The sequence below is a fragment of the Nocardia sp. NPDC003999 genome (genome assembly GCF_053604885.1).
On sequence record NZ_JBSGIB010000004.1, the window covers coordinates 475,046 to 493,523 of the forward strand.

An 18,478-nucleotide genomic window follows, 5' to 3' on the forward strand; every position below is an offset into this window, starting at 1 on the left:
TTCCTTCGGGGGTGACAGGTCTGTTCTACCGCAGGCCGCCGGGCCCGGCGAGCGGTTCCGGCGCGGCGTAGCGATAGGTGTGGTGTTCGATGAAGCCCAGTTCGCGGTACATCGCGCGGGCCGGCTCGTTGGTGGCTTCCACCTGGAGATAGGCGTGCGTCGCGCCGCGGTCGCGGCCCCAGCGGATCAGTTCGGCGCAGACCAGCGAGCCGAGCCCGTGCCTGCGGTGTGCGGCGGCCACGGCCACGCAGGTGAGGCCGATCCAGCGGCGTCCGTCCGGGGCGGTGGTGAGTGCGCCGCGGCCGATCGCGATGGGACGCGGCAGGCCGAGCGAGGCGAAGCCGAGTTCACCGTTCAGGACCGCGGTCAGCACCTCGGGATCGGGCGCGGGAATCGTCCGCGCGCCGGGTTCCTCGCCGTCGTAGCGGTGCGTCTCCAGCCAGTCGGCGTCGGGAGCGGGCGCGATCCGCACCATCGAAGGGCCTTGGGGCAGCACGAAATTGTCGATATCGAGAGCCAGCATGGCCGTCTCTCGCCAGCTGTGCCAGCCGGGCGGCACCGGGGCCAGCCGATCGGGCAGCGCGAGCTGCACAGGCAGGCCCTGCGCGGTGTACCACTCGCCGATCCGGTGCAGCGTATCCGCCGACACGGTGGCGGGTCCCTCGGAGCTGCCCAGCGGCACAGCGGAATTCGCGCGCCCGGTGTATCCGTTGCCCGCGCGCGCCAGCCAGCCGTCGATCCACGCGTGTTCGACGCCCGGCCAGCCATAGGCGGCCGCGGCCTCCAGCGCGCGGATCTCTCTGATGCGAATCGGCCTCGGCCCGACGGCTTTCAGCGCGACGACGCGCTCCGGCGCCACCGAGACGAGCTCGCCGCCCGCGCCGCGCACGGTCGGCGGGTCCAGGGAGACGAGTTCGCCGATCACGTCGGTCAGCGGTTGTGGATAACCCGCGGGCAGCTGATAGCGCAGCACCACGCGGCGGCCGAGCGGGATATCGGGCAGGCCGGCGGCGGGGTCAGTCGTCATGCCCGAACGGGTCGGGGTCGGTGCCGGGCAGCCAGCTCAGACCCGGTGTGCCCCAGCCGTTGCGTTTGATCGCCTTCTTGGCGGCCCGCGCGTTCCGTCCGATCAGCACGTCCACGTAGAGGAACCCGTCCAGATGCCCGACCTCGTGCTGGAGCATGCGGGCGAAGAAGCCCTTGCCCTCCACCTCCACCGGCTCGCCGTTCTCGTCGGTGCCGGTCACCTTCGCCCATTCGGCGCGACCGGTGGGGAACTGCTCCCCGGGCACCGACAGACAGCCTTCCTCGTCGTCGTCCGGGTCGGGCATGGTCTCCGGGATCTCCGAGGTCTCCAGCACCGGATTGACCACCACCCCGCGTCGTCGGGTCGCGGTGCCGTCCGCACCGAGGTCGGGGCAGTCGTAGACGAACAGGCGAAGCGGAACGCCGACCTGGTTGGCGGCGAGCCCGACGCCGTGCGCGGCGTCGAGCGTTTCGTACATGTCCGCGATGAGCGGAGCCAATTCCTCCGGCGATCGAGTGACCCGCTCGGTCGGGTTGTGCAGAACCGGGTCGCCGACGATCACGATCGGGAGGATTGCCATGGGCCAATTATTGCCGTGGGCGCCACGTCACAGCTTCCCGGGTGCCGAAGTGGAGACCGTGACTACCGGCCGGTAGGGAACACGCCGCGCTGCGGGCCCGGCGATTCCTCGCCCGCGTGGTTGAATGTTCCGCGACGTACAAGCACCATTTTCGTCTGGTGGTCACTCGGCGAGGAGCGAGATGGACGGCGCAGCGGCACGGAATCTTTCCGCGACCCACAACGGCCCTTCCGCGAGCGAAGATGGCACGACGGAGCACGCTTCGGCCGAACAGGCCGACGGTGCCGGACTGAGCCGTCGCGAACTCGACATCCTGGCCTTCGAGCGGCAGTGGTGGAAGTACGCCGGAGCCAAGGAAGAGGCGATCCGCGAGCTGTTCGCCATGTCGCCGACCCGGTACTACCAGGTGCTGAACGCGGTGGTCGATCGGCAGGAGGCGCTGGCGGCCGACCCGATGCTGGTCAAGCGGCTGCGCAGGCTGCGAGCGAGCAGGCAGAAGGCGCGCGCGGCGCGGCGGCTCGGATTCCAGGTCTGACCCGGCGATGCGGACCCGGACCCGTCCCGTGCGACTAGGCTCGCGAAAGTGAGCTACCCGAACCCCACCTCCGGTGGGCCACCGTTGCGTGCCCTGGCGATGGTGCTGATCGCGTTGGCCATCGTCTTCGCCGGTCTCGGGGCGATGTCGCTGTCGAGTTCCGACGCCGACACCGACGCCTCGGGGACCAGCGCATCGCCGACCTCGAGCGCGAGCGCCGCGCCGCAGGTCCCGGCGAGCACCACCGCGCCCAAGGCGCCGACCTCGTCCACCGCGGTGGCGACCGTGACGCCGACCAGTGCCGCCGCGTCGACCACCACCACGGCGGCGCGTTCGGTCCCGGTGCGCGTGCTCAACAACAGCATGGTGGCCGGACTCGCGGCGAAAACGGCAGGCCAGCTGGAGGCGAGCGGCTGGACGATCGCGGAAACGGGCAACTACCCGGGCTCGAACATCGCCAAAACCACGGTGTACTACGGCGATTCGTCCGGCGACAAGGAGGCCGCGCAGGCCATCGCGGACCAGCTCGGCGCGTCGGTGGCACCGAAGTCGAGTGCGATCGGGGATACCGCGCCGGGTGTAACGGTGATCGTCACGGGTAACTGACCCATATGTGGCCGCTGGCCGCACGCCCGGACCAGCGAACACGCGTGAGGGCGCGCCGCCCTGTCGGGAGCACGGCGGGACGGCGTGGCATCATCTTGTCCGGTAACGAACGTGTCCACCCGCCCTTACTCGTAAACTCGGTACTCGTAAAGGAGTTCCCCGATGGCCCCGTCCACAACTCGACGCCCGTCCTGGCGGACTGTGACCCCGGTGCTCGCGGTCGCGGTCTTCGGCCTCGCCGCATGCTCGAACAGCCAGGAGTCGAGTGACGTCCAGGGAACGACCCCGCCGGTGTGGAGCGGGTCGCCCGCTCCGGCCGGGCAGTCGAGCACCGAGCACGGTGGCTCGCCGAACGCCGAGCAGGGCGTGAACGTGCAGCTGAAGGACCCCTCGGGCGCCTCGGTCGGCACCGCGAACTTCGCCAAGGACGGCAACCACCTGCAGCTCACCGTCGAGGCGCACGGCCTGCGCCCCGGCTTCCACGGCCTGCACGTGCACCAGGTCGGCAAGTGCGAGCCGAACTCCGTCGCGCCGACCGGCGGCCCGGCGGGCGACTTCCTGTCCGCCGGTGGTCACCTGCAGGTCGGCAGCGCCAACGCGCATCCGGCCAGCGGCGATCTGACCTCGCTCGAGGTGCGCGGCGACGGCGTCGCCAAGCTGATCACCACCACCGACGCGGTGACGCTGGACGACGTGAAGGGCAAGGCCCTCATCATCCACGCCGACGCCGACAACTTCGGCAACATTCCCAACCGTTACTCCCGTGCCGATGGCGTCGCGGGTCCCGATGAGACGACCCTAGCGACGGGCGACGCGGGCGGCCGTGTCGCTTGTGGCGTGATCCAATAGCGCGGTGGCATATGGCCGGGGCAGGAATCGAACACGTTCCCTTCGATGGTTCGCCCCGGCCCACCATCGGGGTCGAATGGGAGATCGCCTTGGTCGACAAGGTGACCCGCGACCTGTCGAATACCGCCGCGGCGGTATTCGATTCACTCGGTGAGCTCCGTGCCCACGACGGCACACCCCAGGTCACCAAGGAATTGCTGCGCAACACCGTCGAACTCGTCACCGGGGTGCACGAGACCGTCGGCGCGGCGGTGGAGGACCTCACCGGCACGATGAACACGGTGCGCCGTGCGGCCGAGCAGCTCGGTGTCGACTTGTTCTGCGCAGGCACCCATCCGTTCGCGCAATGGTCGGCCCAGCAGCTGACCCGATCGGAGCACTACGACGAGCTGATCGAGCGCACCCAGTGGTGGGGTCGCCAGATGATGATCTGGGGCGTGCACGTGCACGTCGGAGTCTCCCACCGCGACAAGGTTTTTCCGATCCTCAACTCGTTGCTGCTGTCGTATCCGCATCTGCTCGCGCTGTCGGCGGGCTCGCCGATGTGGTCGGGATCGGACACCGGCTACGCGAGCAACCGGACGCTCATGTTCCAGCAGTTGCCGACCGCGGGCCTGCCGTTCCAGTTCGAGAACTGGACCCAGTTCGAGCATTTCGTGCACGATCAGATCAAGACCGGTGTCTTCACGCAGCTCGGGGGCATGCACTGGGACATCCGCCCGGCGCCGAAGTGGGGCACCATCGAGGTCCGGGTGTGCGACGGGATCTCCACGCGCGCCGAGCTCGCCGCGATGGCCGCGCTCATCCATTGCCTCATCGTCGACCTCGACCGCCGCGTCGAGAACGGCGAGGAACTGCCCACCCTGCCGCCGTGGCACGTGCAGGAGAACAAGTGGCGCGCCGCACGTTACGGGCTGGATGCGATCATCATCACCGACGCCGACAGCAACGAGCGGTTGGTCACCGACGACCTGGCGGATCTGCTGAACCGGCTGGAGCCGACGGCGGCGCGGCTGGGCTGCGCGGACGAACTCGCCCTGGTCGCCGAGATCCCCAAGCGGGGAGCCTCCTACCAGCGGCAGCGCCGGGTTGCCGCAGCGTCGCAGGGAGATCTGGTCGCGGTGGTGGACGCGCTGGTCGAGGAGCTGAAACAGTAGCGATCGGCCGCGTATAGGTCGGTTGCTGTTCAGCTGGCCAGGGGGATGACGTTCACCCCACGTTTACTATGGTCGGATGCTTGTCGAATACCCGGGTTCCAGAGCAGGAAGCGCGGTCTCGCGCCGTCGCGTACCGCGGACTCGGATCCGGGTCGTCGCGGCGGTGGCCGCGGTGCCGGTCCTGCTGATCGTGTTGCAGGGCGTAGCCATCTGGCAGGGATTCGAAGGCCCCCTGGAGAGCTTGGGGCGGGACTACATCGGCACACCGAAATCGATGTCGGTGCCGTGGGCCGGACTGGTCCTTGCGCTGGTGGGCATTTCGGCCCGTCGCAGGCTGGTCGCGGTGGGTGTCGCGGCTGCCATCGATGTGGCGTGGGCCGGTGTCCGCTTGCTGGCGGGAGAGCCGTTCGCGATCGGGAACGGCTCTGTGATCGTGCTGACCGGCTTGGCGCTGGTGGCCTGGCTGCGCTGGTCCGGAACCGAACGGCGGGACGCGCTGCACGCCGCCGCGCTCGGCGCGCTGCTCGTCCTGGCCACCAAAGTCGGCGATGTCTGGTTGCACGTCACCGTGATCGGCAGACCGACGGTGCTCGACGAATACGTGATCCTGGCCGACCATGCGCTGGGCGATCCGTCGTGGGTGCTCGGGCGGGCGGTGGACACGCTGGGGCCGGTGGTCTACGCGGTGCTGCACTGGGTCTACATCGAGCTGCCCGTGGCGGCGATCGTCGTGGCCGTGTGGCAGCTGCGCCGAGTGGTGTCGTCGGGCCGGTGGCCATCGCATTACCTGGTGCGCACCTTCCTGGTGCTCGGCTTGATCGGTCCCTTGGTGTACGTCCTCTTCCCGGTGGTCGGTCCGATGTTCGCGTACGGCCCGGACGGCGAGGGGCTGCAATTGGGCAACTACTGGCCGGGGGTGGTGCCGCCGATCGATCGCAACCCGCTGCCGCTGCCGTTCGACGCGGCGGTTCCACGCAACTGCATGCCCTCGATGCACACCGCCTGGGCGCTGTCGGTGTTCCTGCACACCCGCCGCGACGGCGACGGCGAGCCCGCTCCGGGCTGGCTGCGCTGGGGCGGCGCGTTCTGGCTGCTGGCCACCCTCACCGCCACCCTCGGTTTCGGCTACCACTACGGCGTCGACCTGGTCGCGGGCGCGGTGCTGTGCCTCACCGTCGAATCGGCGCTGCGCGCACCGGAGCGCGGCTGGGGATGGTTCCGGATCCGGTTGGTCGGCGCAGGCGCGGTCGTGCTGGCCACGCTGCTGCTGTCCTACCGGTACCTCGCCGTGCCGATGGCCGAGTATCCGGTGCTCGCGGGCACGGTCGTGCTGGGACTGCTGGCCGGACTGGCCGCGGCGTTCCACGCGACGTGGTTCGCGACCGCGCGGCAGCCGGAGCAGGCCGTCCGCGAGGTCGAGCCCGTCGCGCGCTGAGGCCGGTCACGCGGCTAATCGACGTCGTCGTCGCGCATCTCGTTGACGCGCAACAGGCCGTCGCGGTGGCGCTGCTCGCGGTAGGCGGTGCGGCCGATCAGGTGGGCGATCACCGGGGCGGTCAGCAGGGTGAACAGCCCGACCAGCACCAGCGCCCAGACGTTGCCGTGTCCGCCCAGCTGGATCGCGGCGCCCGCCAGCACCAGGATCAGCCCGATGACCTGTGGCTTGGTGGCGGCGTGCATCCGGGTCAGCGTGTCGGGAAAGCGCACGATCCCGATCGCCGCCGTGAGCGCCAGCGTCGAGCCGAACAGGATCAGGGTGCCCGCGAGCACGTGCCAGAGGTTCATGTGTCGTCCCGCACTCGGAATCGGGACACCGCGGCCGAGCCGAGGAACCCGACCAGCGCCAGCGCGACGATCGCGGGCACCACGGTGGTGTCGGCGCTGTAGGCCGCCCAGACGGCCAGCCCGGAGGCGGCGATGGCGATCAGCGAGTCGATGCCGACCACCCGGTCCAGCGTGCTCGGCCCCATGACGACGCGATACGTGGTGATCAGTGCCGCCGCGGTCAGGATGACGGCGGCGAGGACGGCGACGACGGTCACGATGTCACCTCCGGGGGAGAGGGCGGCCGGGAGTACGGCCATCCGGTCGGGCGTTCGAACGTTTCGATCAGCAGGCGTTCCAGCCGCCGGGTGGTCCGGAAGAACTTGTCCACCGCCGCATCGCTGCCGACATCGAGAACGTGCACGTAGACGACGCAGCGCCTGCGGTCGATCTCCAGCACCATGGTGCCGGGGATCAGGTTGAGCAGGTCGGCCCACAGCACCAGCACCAGATCCGATCTCGTGCCGGAGTACACGCGCAACACGCCGGACACCGGGGTCTGCTTGGGGCGGATCGCGAGCCAGGCGACCTGAAGACTCGACTCCAGCGCGTAATACGCGCTCGCCACGATCAGCTCGGGCAGGGGAAACGGGTTCAGCCGCCCGGACACCGGCACGCGCGGCAGCGGCAGTGCCACCATGATCAGCGCGGCGACCGCCAGCCCGCCCAGTACATTCGCGATGCTCAGATCGCCCCACAGGGCGAGCCAGACCACGGTGAGCCATACGAGGATGCCGACGCGGACGGTCGTGTCGCGCACCGGGCCCCGCTCGGCGCTCATCGTGGGCTTCCCGGCGATTCGCCCAGCACCGCACCGATGTACACGCCGGGATCGCGCAGGTCCACCGCGGCGCGGTCGGCGATCATGAGGATCGGCCCGGCCAGCACCGTCAGGCACAGCCCCACCGTCACCAGGGCCGCGGTGGACAGCACCATCAGCGGCGGCATGCGGCCGGGATCGGTGCGCTCGTCGTAGTGCACGTCGGTCGCTTCCTCGATCAGCGTCGGCGGCCTGGCCGCGGTGAGATGGCCCTCCGGCGCGTCCTCGCGGGGCCGCCAGAACGCTTTGCTCCATACCCTGGCGACGGTGTAAAGCGTGAGCAGGCTGGTGAGCACGGCGCCGCCGACCAGCACCCAGGCCAGCACGCTGCCGCGTTCGGCGCCGGCCCGCAACAGCGCGACCTTGCCGATGAACCCGGAGAACGGCGGTATCCCACCGAGATTCAGCGCCGGGACGAGGAACAGCACGGCCAGCAGGGGGCTGGCCGCGGCGAGCCCGCCCAGCCTGCGCAGCGAGGTGGATCCGGCTTGCCGCTCGATCAGTCCCGCCACCAGGAACAGCGTGGTCTGCACCAGAATGTGGTGCGCCACGTAGAACACCGCGCCCGACAGCCCGGCCGCGTTGGCGAGGCCGACGCCGAACACCATGTAGCCGATGTGACTGACCAGCGTGAACGACAGCAAACGGCGGATGTCGCTCTGCGCGATAGCGCCGAGGATGCCGATGAGCATGGTGAGCAGGCCCGCCACCAGCAGCACCGAGTCGAAGCCGCCGTCGGGGAACAACAGCGAGTGGGTCCGGATGATCGCGTACACGCCGACTTTGGTGAGCAGACCGGCGAACACGGCGGTGACCGGCGCCGGGGCGGTCGGATAGGAGTCGGGCAGCCAGTTCGACAGCGGGAAGACGGCCGCCTTGATACCGAACGCCACCAGAAGCACTGCGAAGATCGCCGTGCGCGTGCCCTCCGGCACGGCGCCGAACCGGACCGCGAGCTGGGCGAGGTTCAGCGTTCCGGTGGCCGCGTAGGTGAGCCCGATGCCGGCGAGGAAGATCAGCGACGAGACCGACGAGACCATCACGTAGGCCACGCCCGCGCGGATGCGTTCGGTGGTCGCGCCCACGGTGAGTAGCACGAACGACGCCGCGAGCAGGATCTCGAAGCCGACGAAGAGGTTGAACAGGTCACCGGCGAGGAACGCGGCCGAAACACCGGCGGTGAGCACCAGATACGTGGGCCGGTAGATCGAGGTGGGCTGCCGCTCGTCGCCGTCGCGGATGTTCTGACCCGCGCCGTAGAGGTTGACCGACAGCAGCACGATGGACGAGACCAGCAGCATCGCCGCCGACAGCCGGTCCACCACCAGGGTGATGCCGATCGGCGCTGCCCAGTCGCCCACCTGCAACGCGGTGGTGCCGTCCCGGTCGACCAGGAACAGCAGCAACCCGCAGATCACCACGACAGCGGTGAGCGCCCCGACGCTGACCGCGCTCTGGATGCGCGGCCTGCGCCCGAACACCAGCGTGGCCGCAGCGCCGAGCAGGGGGACGAGCACCGGCAGCGGGGTGAGGACCGGCAGCAGGCCGGGTGAAAGGCTCACGTCTCCGGGTCCTCTCCGATACGACGCCGGGCGACATCCACGTCCTCTTGGTCGTTGGCGACGTCGTCGCTGGTGGTGAGCATGTAGGCGCGGTAGGCGAGGGCGAGCACGAATGCCGCGATGCCCATGGTGATCACGATGGCGGTGAGCACCATCGCCTGGGCGAGCGGGTCGGCCATCTCCTCGGTGTCGGCCGTGCCGCGGATGGGCGGTTTGCCGCGACCGCCGCCCGCGGTGAGGATCAGCAGGTTCACCGCGTTGCCGAACAGGATCAGCCCGAGCAGCATCTTCGACACGGCGCGTTCCAGGAGCAGGTATACCCCGCACGCGACGAGGATGCCGATCACCACCAGCAGGGTCAGATTCGCGGTCACGTCGCGGAACCTCCGTTCGCCGAGGGGGTCTCGGCGTCGGCCAGCTCGCTGTCCAGGCGCGCGCCGAGACTGCGCAGCACGTCCAGCACCAGGCCGACCACGATGAGGTAGACGCCGAGATCGAACAGCAGCGCGGTGACCACCTTGACGTGCCCGATCACTGGCAGCGAAACCTCGATGATCGCCGAGGACAGCGGCGGCGCGCCGAGCAGCAGCGACGAGACGGCAGTGCCCGCGGCCAAGGTGAGGCCGGCGCCGAGGATGTGGCCCGCGTCGACGGGCAGTGCCTCACCCAATTCGTAGCGGCCGCCCGCGAGGTACCGCAGGGTCAGCGCGAGCCCAGCGGTGAGCCCGCCCGCGAACCCGCCGCCGGGCGCGTTGTGGCCGGAGAAGAAGAAGTAGACCGACAGCACCATGATGGTCGGGAACACCAGCCGCGTGGTGATCTGCAGGACCATCGAGCGTTGGGCCCGGGCCACCAATCGGCCCGCGGGCAGCCAGCTGACCAGCTCCGGATCGTAGTCGGGGGAGTCCGTCGCGCGCGGCGCGCTGCCGAAGCGCCTGCTGCGGAACACCAAAGAGGCCACCCCGGTCGCGGCGACGACGAGCACCGAGATCTCACCGAGGGTGTCCCACGCCCGCAGGTCGACGAGCAGGACGTTGACGGCGTTCTTCCCCCCGCCGAATTCGTAGGCGGCATCGGGAATTCTGAGCCAGATGGGTTCGGCGGTGCGGGCCGCCACGGCGAACCCGGCCAGGACCGCGACCACCGTCCCGGTCCCGACGGCCAGGACCGCTCTGCGCAGCTTGAACGCGGCCGTCCGGCTCGGCTCGATCGTCGCGGGGAAAGCGCGCAGCACCAGCACGAAGATGACCAGCGTGAGCGTCTCCACCAGGAATTGGGTCAGCGCGAGGTCGGGCGCGCCGTGCAGCGCGAAGATCACGCCGCTGCCGTATCCGGTCACCCCGACGACCAGCACGCTCGCGAGCCGGTTGCGCAGCACCGTCGCGGCGAGCGCGCTCACCGCCATGATCGCGCCGATGGCCGCTTGCAGCGGCGAGTCCCACAACCGCAGCGTGACTCCGGTGCGGGTGCCGAGGGCGAGCAGGACGGTCGGCAGGACGATGAGCGTGACCAGGATCGCGGCTTGGCTCAGCGGCAGCGACCCGCGCTGCACCGCGCCGGTCATCCGCAGCGAGAGGGTGTCCATCGCGCGCAGCGTGGCGTCGTAGGCGCGGTCGGCGTTGCCGAGGCGCGGGTGCGCCGATTCGGCGAAGCGGCCGCGCAGCCGCCACAACACGACGCCGACCGCGACGATCAACAGTGTCGACGCGAGCGCGGCATCGAAACCGTGCCACAGCGCCAGATGCGAAAACGGAACGGCGGCCAGCGTTTCGGCGTAGGGGCGCAATCGTGCGTCGAGCCAGGACGGGGCGAGACCGGCCGCGAGGCTCGCGACGGCGAGGATCACCGGTGCCGCGAGGAACAGAGCACCCGGCGGATGCCAGCGGAGACGACGCTCGGCTTCCGGCTGATCTTCGGCGACGGGTACTTCGCTCGGGTGGTGTGCGACGGGCGTGGCGCCTGCCGCGGGTTCCGGCTCGCGGTCCTTGTCCGCGAAAGCGCCCCAGACGAACCTGATGCTGTAGCCGACGGTCAGCATCGACCCGAGCACCACTCCGGTGAACACCGCGCCGCGTACGGGCGCGGTGAGCACGTCCGCGTCCAGTACGGCGTTCAGCGCGCTTTCTTTGCCGACGAAGCCGAGCAGCGGCGGTATGCCCGCCATGCTGAGCGCGGCCAGGACCGCGGTGGCGCACAGCACGGGAGCCCGACGGCCGAGCCCGGACAAGCGGCGCAGATCGCGCGTGCCCGCACCGTGGTCGATGATCCCGACCACCAGGAACAGGCACGCCTTGAACAGCGCGTGCGCGACGACCAGCGCGACTCCGGCCAGCGCGGCATCGGGTGTGCCGATGCCGACCAGCACGATCAGGAATCCCAGCTGGCTCACCGTGCCGAAGGCCAGCACCAGTTTCAGATCCACCACCTGGAGCGAGCGCAGCCCGGCCAGCAGCATCGAGGCGAGGCCGAGGGTCAGCACCAGCGGATGCCACACGGGGTTCTGCGCGAACGCCGGTGCCAGGCGCGCGATCAGGTACACGCCGGCTTTCACCATCGCCGCGGCATGCAAGTACGCGCTCACCGGGGTGGGTGCGGCCATCGCGCCGGGCAGCCAGAAATGCAAGGGCACCACAGCGGATTTGGTGAGCGCGCCCACCAGGATCAGGGCCACCGCGACATTCACCGCGGTCCCGCTCGGGTTGGTCCCGGAAAGGAGATCCGACAGCAGATAGCTGCCGTTCACGGTGCCGAGCACGACGATGCCCGTCAGCATCGCCAGTCCGCCCGCTCCGGTCACCAGCAGCGCCTGGATCGCGGCCCTTCGGCTGGCCGCCTGCTCGGCGTTGTGACCGATCAGCAAGAACGACAGCACCGTTGTCGCTTCCCAGAACACATAGAGCAGGAGCATGTTGTCGCTGGTGACCAGCCCGAACATGGCGCCGGCGAACGCGACCAGCTCGGCGGCGAACACCCCGAGCCGCGGCTCGTCGTCCTCGAAGTACCGGGCGCAGTAGATCAGCACCAGCGCCCCGATGCCCAGTACGAGCGCGCACAATACCGCCGCGAGGGTGTCGAAGCGCAGATCGATGTTCAGGGCGATGCTCGGCGCCCAGGTCAGCCGAACTCGCTGCGGCTCGGACCAATTCGCGATCACCCAGGCGAAGCCGCCGAGCGGGACCACAGCCAGTAGAAAGAATGCGTTGCGCCCCAGTGCCCGCACCCACAGCGGAGCCAGCAGGGCGGCCGCGGCATGAGCGAGCAGGATTGCGAGCAAACTTCACTCCGTCGGGTAGGGGCGGCGGGGTGTCCGGCACAAGCCTACGGAAAGCGTGCTTTTTCCGTGGAAGGGCTGAGTATGGTGTCCGTCATCCGCCCGAACCGAAGCTATATGTCCGCTAATGATTCGCTCTCTGGTTGCCCATTTGTTTGCGGCCTGCTGCGTGGCCGTAATTTACGCAGCATGACGAGCCCGACGGCGCTGCCGATGACGATGGCGAGCGCGGTGCCGCCCGGGGTCGCGTCGTGCGCCGCCACGTCCTCGCGCCAGTCCTTGACGCGGTCAGGCATCACCGAGACCGCCGACGGCAGATACAGCGCGCTGAGCGCGAGTACGCCGCTGGGCGCGTAGTGCGGCCGCGCGGTGCCGCAGCAGTATCCCGCCGTCAACGCGATGACCCCGCTGATCACGGCGAACGCGACGGTGCTCGCGGACGTCGAGGTGACGAGGGCGAAGACCGTGATGCCCAGCAGCAGCAGGATGGCGAGGGCGGTCGATGGCATCCGGGCGCCGATGACGAGTCCGGCCGCGGTCAGCGCGATGAGCACCGGCGCGGTCCAGCCGGGCCGCACCGCGTAGCCGACCGCGTCGACCGCCGCGGTCAGGCTCACGGCCAGGTACACGCCGGTGCCGTCGCGGCCGGGCAGCAGCATGGCGGCCGCGGTCGCGCTGACGATCGTCGCCGCGACGACGATGACGATCTCGACCGCGTGACTCTCCCCCGGCAGTTTGCTGTACTGCCTGCCCAGCCATTCGGTGCCGGCCAGGACCACCAGCGCGAGCACCATGGCGGCGAGGATCGGCGTCACCGGCAGCGCGATCGCCATGTGCGGCTCCTTCGCGTCCTCGGTTCGCTTCCAGTTGTGCAAGGTGCTGATCATCAGCAGGATCAAGCTCACGCCGATCATCCAGCGCGTCGGGGTCTCCAGGACCGCGTACGGATCCGCGTTGATGTTCAGCAGGCCGGCGAGATCGCCGAAGCCGAAGAAGCCGACGCCGCCCACCGCGAACGCCGCGGCGGGCAAGGGTCTGCGCAGCACCACCGCGCCGAGCCCGCCGAGCAGCACGGCGGCGCAGATCGAGTCGATGTAGTTCTGCGTGGTCAGTATCTCGGCCGTGGCCACGTGGCGTCCGGTGAAGTGGTTGATCAGCTGCGCCAGCGCGGCGGCAGTGGCCGTCGCCCACCCGGTCAGCGGTCGCGAGGTGGTGGCGACCAGCACGGCGACCGCCACGGCGACGATCACGCCCAGTGCCGCGCTGCGCGGCACGCTGTTGAGCAGCCCGGCGATCCGGTACGACGTGGCTTGCCCCTGTGTGTTGACGGTGACCGGCAGGAACAGCGTCACGCCCGCGACCGCGGCTCCGGTGAAGGCCGTGGTCGCGTCGACAATGTCGCCGACCCTGCGCACGGTTGTCGAACATACCCGTGGTGGCGACGTGATCTTGTGATTGCCGACGATTCGCCCGAAAATGTCTCCGGTGCGAAAAAGGCAACAAGAGCCGGTTTGCCGGAGATTGTCCGAAGCGGGTCGCCCGCGACCTACCCGCGGCTGTCGGCGTAGCGGCGCAGTGTGTCGATCTGCGACGGATCCAGCGAGGGCCGCACCACCGTCTTGGCGGCCAGCACATCGGCGGCGGTGACGTCGGCCGCGTGTACGTCCCGGCGCATCGCCGCGAGCGCGGACTCGCGCAGCAGCGCGGCGCAGTCGGCGGCGGAGTAGCCGTCCAGTTCCTCCGCGAGCGCGTCGAGGTCGACATCGTCGGCCAGCGGCACCGCGCGGCCCGCGGTGCGCAGGATCTCCCGGCGGGCGGCGGCATCCGGCGGCGGCACGAACACCAGCCGTTCGAGCCTGCCCGGGCGCAGCAGCGCCGGATCGATCAGCTCCGGCCGGTTGGTCGCGCCCAGCACCACCACGTCGCGCAGCGGCTCCACGCCGTCGAGTTCGGTGAGCAGTGCCGCGACCACCCGATCGCCCACGCCCGCGTCGGCGCTCTGGCCGCGGCGCGGGGCCAGCGCGTCCACCTCATCGAGGAAGATCAGCGAGGGTGCGGAATCCCGCGCCCGCTGGAACAATTCGCGCACCGCGCGCTCCGACGAGCCGACCCACCGGTCCAGCAGTTCGGCGCCCTTGACCGCGTGCACGCTGAGCTGACCGGTACCGGCCAGCGCGCGCACCAGGAAGGTCTTGCCGCAGCCGGGCGGGCCGTAGAGCAGCACCCCGCGCGGCGGCTCGATGCCGAGGCGGGCGAAGGAGTCCGGGTGCTTCAGCGGCCACAGCACCGCCTCGGTGAGCGCCTGCTTGGTTTCCGCCATATCGCCGACGTCATCGAGGCTCAGGCTGCCGATGGCGAGTTCCTCCATGCCCGAGCGTGACAGCGGCCGGATGACCTCGAGCGCGCCGAGCAGGTCGGATTGGGTGAGTTGCGGCTCGCCGTGCTCTCTGGCCCGCGACGCCGCGCGCAACGCCGCCTCCCGGCACAGCGCCGCCAGATCGGACACCACGAATCCGGGTGTGCGCGAGGCGATCTCGTCGAGTTCCAGCTCCGCGGTCGGCACTCGGCGCAGCAGGTACTCCAGCAGCGCCTTGCGCACGCCCGCGGTGGGCAGCGGCAGCGCGAGTTCGCGATCGCACAGGTCGGGGGCGCGCAGGCGCTGGTCGACGCCTGCCGGGTGCGCGGTGGTCGCCAGGAACGCGACGCAGGGACCCGCGATCGCGGCGCGCAGCTGGTCGAGGATGAGTGTGGCGACGGGTTCGGGGTCGGCGGGCAGCAGCGCGTCGATGTCGGTGATCAGCAGGACGCCGCCCCTGCCGCAGCCGATATCGGCCACCGCCTCGGCGACCTCGCGCAGTCGCGCACCGCTCTCGGCCGCGCCGATGCTGGGGCCGTCCAGCTCCACCAGTCGCCGCGATCCCGCGACCGCACGTGCCAGCGTGGCTTTGCCGACGCCGGCCGGGCCGGTGATCAGCACGCCGAGATGAGGTCGTGCGCCCAGCGTGCGCAACAGCTCGGGCTCGTCCAACGCCAGGCTGAGCCACTCCTCGAGCTTCGCGGCCTGGCTGCGCCCGCCCGCCAGGACTTCGACCGAGACGCTCTGCATGTCGACGGCCGCCGTGGCCCGGACCATCGCGGCGCCGTTGTTACCCGCGGCCGTGTCGAACGCGGCGGCTTCGGTGGCGGCCCGCGAGGCCTCGCCCACCGGGATCGGGGTTCCGGCCCAGGCCAGATCGGCGGCGTCCCGCGCGGCGACCGCGCCCGCGCCCCAGCTCACCGCGGTATTCGGTTGCACGCTCACCGGTCCGCGCGGATCGGTGCCGGTGACGGTGAGCAATTCCGTGGTCCAGGCGATGCCGAAGGTGCGCGACAGTGCCTGGGTGGCCGCCGTGGAGCTGATGTCGGGGCCGAGATCGCGCGGCAGCAGGGAGACGGCGTCACCGACGGTGACGACCTTCCCCAGCAGCGCCTGCCGCAGTGTCGCGGCCGGGATCGTGCGGGTGGCGTGCACCGAACCGCTCACCGTGATCTGCCTCGCGCCGTAGACGGTCGCGGGGGAGACCACCACCGTCGCATCCTCGCGCAGCCCGGCGTTGGACAGCGTGACGTCATCGAGCAGGGCTACCCCGGCGGGTGTGCCCTGGCGCGCGACGCCGACCACCGCGGCCGTGCGCCGGGAGCCGACCAGCATGATCCCGTCCCATTCCCGCAACCCCAGCGCGGTCAGCGCCTCCGGATGCAGCCGGACCACCCCGCGCCGGGCATCGGCGGCCGAAGGGTTCAGACGGGCGGTGAGTGCCAGTTCTGCCACTGTGCCATTCTGCCGCGCGGCCCCGCGTTCGGTCACGGTCCGCCGTCCGGGAATGGTGGACGACGACGCTTTCGGCTATTTCTTGACGAGTCCCGCGGCGGTCGCGACCGACTTGTCGGCGACGCTCGGCGCCAGGCACACCAGTTTGGCCGTGCCGAGCGCGACGTTCGGGCTGCCGTCGAACGGGCCGCCCGGGTTCTCCGCCAGGATCTGCTCGATCAGGACCTTCTCTTCGTCGGTGTCGAGCTTGCGGAACTCACCGCAGGTGGTGCTCGACGCCGGACCGAGCGCCGGGTCGCGCTGCTTCGTCGTGGCGGGGGCGTCCGTATCCGCCGGGCCGCTCGGCGTCGCGGTGCCGGGAGCGGTCGTCGTGCGGGCGGCCGAGGCGGCCGCGGTCGCGGTCACGGAGCCCTGGCGCAATCCGTTCGCGTCGGTGGACTCGTCCCCTCCGCCGCAGCCTGCCAGCAGGAAACCCACCGTCCCGGCGATCAGGACGATGGCGGAAGTTCGTTTCATACCGATGCTTTCCCGGGTGGATCGTGGCGCCGGAGGCCCCGGCGTCGGCAGCAGCGTACCGGTTCCGGCGGCATCAGTGGATGTGTGCCTGCCAATCCGCGGGAACCCGCTCGCGCGGGCCGGGGACGCCCTGATCGGCGGGATGACTGTGCGGTGGCGCCAATTCCGGTCCGCCGCTGAACATCTCTTCGGTTTCGAAGTTGTAGTACCAGTCCTCACCCGGCTCGAAGCTCTGGATGAACGGGTGACCGGTGCTCTTCGCGTGCGCGGTGGCGTGCTGCGCGGGGGAGGTGTCACAGCAGCCGATATGCCCGCACTGGGCGCACCGGCGCAGATGCACCCACCAGCCGGAGTGCTGCTCGCACTCCGCGCAACCCGGCCCACTGGGCGGTACCGCGGGATCGATGCCCGCGAGCTGCTCGGTCATGACTGCCCTTCCGTGTCGATTCCGGCTCGATCCTGTTCTGGGCGGTGCAGCGGCAGCCAGACGGTGAACCTGGTGTCGCCCGGCTCCGAGTCCACCCTGATGTCGCCGTTGTGTTTCTTGACCACGATGCGGAACGAGATGTCCAGCCCCAGTCCGGTGCCCTCGCCCATCGGCTTGGTGGTGAAGAACGGCTCGAAGATCCGGTTGCGGGCCTCCGGCGCGATGCCAGGCCCGGTGTCGCCGATCTCCACGACCGCGCAGTCGTTCTCTTTCCTGGTGCGAATGGTCAGCGTGCCCTCACCGTTCATCGCGTACACCGCGTTGTCGATGAGATTGGTCCACACTTGGTTGAGTTCGGCCGCGTAGCACGGCACTTCCGGCAGCGTCCGGTCGTACTCCTTGACCACGTGCACGCCGTCGCCGATCTTGCGGCTGAGCATCACCAAGGTGCTGTCCAGCAGCTCGTGGATGTCGACCACCTGGAACGGGGCGCGGTCCATCTGCGAGTACTGCTTCGCGGCGCCCACCAGCGCGGAGATGCGCGTCGTCGAGTCGGCGATCTCGTTCATCAGCAGCTCGGTCTCGATGGTGTAGTTCAGCCAGCGGATGGCCCCTTGGAACACCTGCTCCGGCGAGCCGTCCAGGGTGGCGGCCACCCGCTCCAGCCAGTCGGTGTCGAACCCGGCCTGCACGAAGTTCGGCGCGAGGTTCCAGCCGTCGGCGATCCCGTGGTCCTCCAGCCATTCGCCGAGCACGTCCTCGCGATCGGCGGCTTCCATCGGCGTCAGCTCCGGAGCCTTCGCGACCTGGGCGGCGGCCTCCTCCTGCAGGCGCACCAAGGAACCCAAGGATGACGGATCGAACTTGCCCTCCGCCATCATGGCGAGCTTGTGCCGCATGCCCGCGACCCGCTCGCGCAGGCCCGCGGTGGCGCGCACCGCGGCGGCGGCCGGGTTGTTGAGCTCGTGGGTGAGGCCGGCCGACAGCGAACCCAGCGCGAGCAGTCGTTCGCGCTCACCGATGCGCGCGTTGGTGTTGCGGTTGCCGAAGAACACCCCTTCGAGCAGGTGCACGGCCATCGGGAACCACTCGTGCATCATCCTGGCGAAGATCTCGGCGTCCAGCACGAAGAACCGCGCCGGCCGCGTCACCTGCATCGTCCCGCTGTAGGTCTGGTCGACCTTGTCGCCGATGTAGGACATCCAAGCGCCCGCGTAGGCGCCGTGATGCTCGGTGCGCACCAATTCGATCTCCGCGCCGCCGGACTGCTTGGTGAGGATCAGCTCGCCATCCATCAACACGTAGAAACAGGTGGCCGGTTCGCCTTCGCGGAAGACGACACCGGGTTCGATCGTCTCGATCCGGCCGTCGGCGCACAGCCATTCCAGCTGCTCGTCGTTCAGCTTCTCGAACAGGAACAGGGTGCGCAGCTCGGCGGGGTCGCACACCGACCTGCTGCTGCGGTCCGCGGTCTGGTTCGAAGTCATCTGCGG

General features: G+C 70.0%; 19 protein-coding genes. 5 read left to right on the plus strand and 14 right to left on the minus strand.

What is annotated here, in order from left to right; all coding sequences use genetic code 11:
• Positions 1 to 25: 25 nt before the first annotated feature.
• Both ACWESM_RS12590 and ACWESM_RS12595 read right to left on the minus strand, forming a co-directional pair.
• Positions 26 to 1,027 carry an N-acetylglutamate synthase, CG3035 family gene (locus ACWESM_RS12590; RefSeq protein WP_355071654.1) on the minus strand — a complete coding sequence of 334 codons (1,002 nt, stop codon included), beginning with the start codon at positions 1,025 to 1,027 and terminating at the stop codon, positions 26 to 28.
• Entirely contained in the window at positions 1,017 to 1,607 is a 591-nt protein-coding gene (locus ACWESM_RS12595) for a peptide deformylase (RefSeq protein ID WP_355071656.1), read from the minus strand. Before ACWESM_RS12595 ends, ACWESM_RS12590 begins: the two co-directional genes overlap by 11 nt.
• Positions 1,608 to 1,788: 181 nt before the next feature.
• Here ACWESM_RS12595 and ACWESM_RS12600 point away from each other — a divergent pair, with 181 nt between their 5' ends.
• Positions 1,789 to 2,142 (plus strand): DUF3263 domain-containing protein, encoded by a 354-nt coding sequence (locus ACWESM_RS12600; RefSeq protein WP_355071658.1) that lies wholly within the window; start codon positions 1,789 to 1,791, stop codon positions 2,140 to 2,142.
• 53 nt (positions 2,143 to 2,195) lie between these two features.
• Here the strand turns inward: ACWESM_RS12600 and ACWESM_RS12605 are convergent, their stop codons facing one another.
• Complete coding sequence (locus tag ACWESM_RS12605) at positions 2,196 to 2,498, minus strand: hypothetical protein (RefSeq protein ID WP_379249049.1); 303 nt, start codon at positions 2,496 to 2,498, stop codon at positions 2,196 to 2,198.
• Here ACWESM_RS12605 and ACWESM_RS12610 point away from each other — a divergent pair.
• The 4 genes from ACWESM_RS12610 (at position 2,491) to ACWESM_RS12625 (ending at position 6,189) form a co-directional block, all read left to right on the plus strand.
• Complete coding sequence (locus tag ACWESM_RS12610; RefSeq protein ID WP_379249047.1) at positions 2,491 to 2,748, plus strand: LytR C-terminal domain-containing protein; 258 nt, start codon at positions 2,491 to 2,493, stop codon at positions 2,746 to 2,748. The two genes, ACWESM_RS12605 and ACWESM_RS12610, sit on opposite strands and share 8 nt — an antisense overlap.
• Positions 2,749 to 2,910: 162 nt before the next feature.
• A complete protein-coding gene (gene sodC, locus ACWESM_RS12615) occupies positions 2,911 to 3,597 on the plus strand; it encodes a superoxide dismutase[Cu-Zn] (protein WP_355071662.1) in 687 nt (228 codons plus the stop codon).
• 11 nt (positions 3,598 to 3,608) lie between these two features.
• Positions 3,609 to 4,754 carry a glutamate--cysteine ligase gene (locus ACWESM_RS12620; protein ID WP_355071663.1) on the plus strand — a complete coding sequence of 382 codons (1,146 nt, stop codon included), beginning with the start codon at positions 3,609 to 3,611 and terminating at the stop codon, positions 4,752 to 4,754.
• Positions 4,755 to 4,830: 76 nt separating this feature from the next.
• Positions 4,831 to 6,189, plus strand: coding sequence for a DUF5933 domain-containing protein (locus tag ACWESM_RS12625; protein ID WP_452491748.1), 1,359 nt, complete (start codon positions 4,831 to 4,833; stop codon positions 6,187 to 6,189).
• A 14-nt stretch (positions 6,190 to 6,203) separates the two neighbouring features.
• Here ACWESM_RS12625 and mnhG read toward each other — a convergent pair whose 3' ends face one another.
• From mnhG to ACWESM_RS12680, 11 genes are all read right to left on the minus strand, one after another.
• On the minus strand, positions 6,204 to 6,539 hold the full coding sequence (gene mnhG / locus ACWESM_RS12630; RefSeq protein WP_355071667.1) for a monovalent cation/H(+) antiporter subunit G: 336 nt from the start codon (positions 6,537 to 6,539) through the stop codon (positions 6,204 to 6,206).
• Positions 6,536 to 6,796 (minus strand): monovalent cation/H+ antiporter complex subunit F, encoded by a 261-nt coding sequence (locus tag ACWESM_RS12635; protein ID WP_356962749.1) that lies wholly within the window; start codon positions 6,794 to 6,796, stop codon positions 6,536 to 6,538. Before ACWESM_RS12635 ends, mnhG begins: the two co-directional genes overlap by 4 nt.
• Positions 6,793 to 7,359 carry a Na+/H+ antiporter subunit E gene (locus tag ACWESM_RS12640; RefSeq protein WP_355071670.1) on the minus strand — a complete coding sequence of 189 codons (567 nt, stop codon included), beginning with the start codon at positions 7,357 to 7,359 and terminating at the stop codon, positions 6,793 to 6,795. The genes ACWESM_RS12635 and ACWESM_RS12640 overlap by 4 nt, the downstream gene beginning before the upstream one ends.
• Positions 7,356 to 8,960, minus strand: coding sequence for a Na+/H+ antiporter subunit D (locus ACWESM_RS12645; protein ID WP_355071671.1), 1,605 nt, complete (start codon positions 8,958 to 8,960; stop codon positions 7,356 to 7,358). The genes ACWESM_RS12640 and ACWESM_RS12645 overlap by 4 nt, the downstream gene beginning before the upstream one ends.
• Positions 8,957 to 9,334, minus strand: a complete 378-nt coding sequence (locus tag ACWESM_RS12650; protein WP_355071672.1) for a Na(+)/H(+) antiporter subunit C — start codon at positions 9,332 to 9,334, stop codon at positions 8,957 to 8,959. Before ACWESM_RS12650 ends, ACWESM_RS12645 begins: the two co-directional genes overlap by 4 nt.
• Positions 9,331 to 12,234: a Na+/H+ antiporter subunit A gene (locus tag ACWESM_RS12655; protein WP_452491751.1), complete on the minus strand. Its 2,904-nt coding sequence runs from the start codon at positions 12,232 to 12,234 to the stop codon at positions 9,331 to 9,333. The genes ACWESM_RS12650 and ACWESM_RS12655 overlap by 4 nt, the downstream gene beginning before the upstream one ends.
• A 110-nt stretch (positions 12,235 to 12,344) precedes the next feature.
• Positions 12,345 to 13,646: a hypothetical protein gene (locus ACWESM_RS12660; RefSeq protein ID WP_364424534.1), complete on the minus strand. Its 1,302-nt coding sequence runs from the start codon at positions 13,644 to 13,646 to the stop codon at positions 12,345 to 12,347.
• 131 nt (positions 13,647 to 13,777) lie between these two features.
• Complete coding sequence (locus tag ACWESM_RS12665) at positions 13,778 to 16,042, minus strand: AAA family ATPase (RefSeq protein WP_355071677.1); 2,265 nt, start codon at positions 16,040 to 16,042, stop codon at positions 13,778 to 13,780.
• Between the two features lie 75 nt (positions 16,043 to 16,117).
• Positions 16,118 to 16,558, minus strand: coding sequence for a hypothetical protein (locus ACWESM_RS12670; protein ID WP_355071679.1), 441 nt, complete (start codon positions 16,556 to 16,558; stop codon positions 16,118 to 16,120).
• A gap of 73 nt (positions 16,559 to 16,631) precedes the next feature.
• Positions 16,632 to 16,985, minus strand: a complete 354-nt coding sequence (locus tag ACWESM_RS12675) for a UBP-type zinc finger domain-containing protein (RefSeq protein ID WP_364424531.1) — start codon at positions 16,983 to 16,985, stop codon at positions 16,632 to 16,634.
• Positions 16,982 to 18,472, minus strand: a complete 1,491-nt coding sequence (locus ACWESM_RS12680) for an ATP-binding protein (RefSeq protein ID WP_364424529.1) — start codon at positions 18,470 to 18,472, stop codon at positions 16,982 to 16,984. Before ACWESM_RS12680 ends, ACWESM_RS12675 begins: the two co-directional genes overlap by 4 nt.
• Positions 18,473 to 18,478: the final 6 nt, after the last annotated feature.

What these genes read in the sequence shown, in the direction of transcription:
- ACWESM_RS12620 (WP_355071663.1), top strand. Translation starts at nt 3,609, where the DNA reads ATGGCCGGGGCAGGAATCGAACACGTTCCCTTCGATGGTTCGCCCCGG.
- ACWESM_RS12640 (WP_355071670.1), bottom strand. Translation starts at nt 7,359, where the DNA reads ATGAGCGCCGAGCGGGGCCCGGTGCGCGACACGACCGTCCGCGTCGGC.
- sodC (WP_355071662.1), top strand. Translation starts at nt 2,911, where the DNA reads ATGGCCCCGTCCACAACTCGACGCCCGTCCTGGCGGACTGTGACCCCG.
- mnhG (WP_355071667.1), bottom strand. Translation starts at nt 6,539, where the DNA reads ATGAACCTCTGGCACGTGCTCGCGGGCACCCTGATCCTGTTCGGCTCG.
- ACWESM_RS12675 (WP_364424531.1), bottom strand. Translation starts at nt 16,985, where the DNA reads ATGACCGAGCAGCTCGCGGGCATCGATCCCGCGGTACCGCCCAGTGGG.
- ACWESM_RS12590 (WP_355071654.1), bottom strand. Translation starts at nt 1,027, where the DNA reads ATGACGACTGACCCCGCCGCCGGCCTGCCCGATATCCCGCTCGGCCGC.
- ACWESM_RS12625 (WP_452491748.1), top strand. Translation starts at nt 4,831, where the DNA reads ATGCTTGTCGAATACCCGGGTTCCAGAGCAGGAAGCGCGGTCTCGCGC.
- ACWESM_RS12595 (WP_355071656.1), bottom strand. Translation starts at nt 1,607, where the DNA reads ATGGCAATCCTCCCGATCGTGATCGTCGGCGACCCGGTTCTGCACAAC.
- ACWESM_RS12670 (WP_355071679.1), bottom strand. Translation starts at nt 16,558, where the DNA reads ATGAAACGAACTTCCGCCATCGTCCTGATCGCCGGGACGGTGGGTTTC.
- ACWESM_RS12600 (WP_355071658.1), top strand. Translation starts at nt 1,789, where the DNA reads ATGGACGGCGCAGCGGCACGGAATCTTTCCGCGACCCACAACGGCCCT.
- ACWESM_RS12680 (WP_364424529.1), bottom strand. Translation starts at nt 18,472, where the DNA reads ATGACTTCGAACCAGACCGCGGACCGCAGCAGCAGGTCGGTGTGCGAC.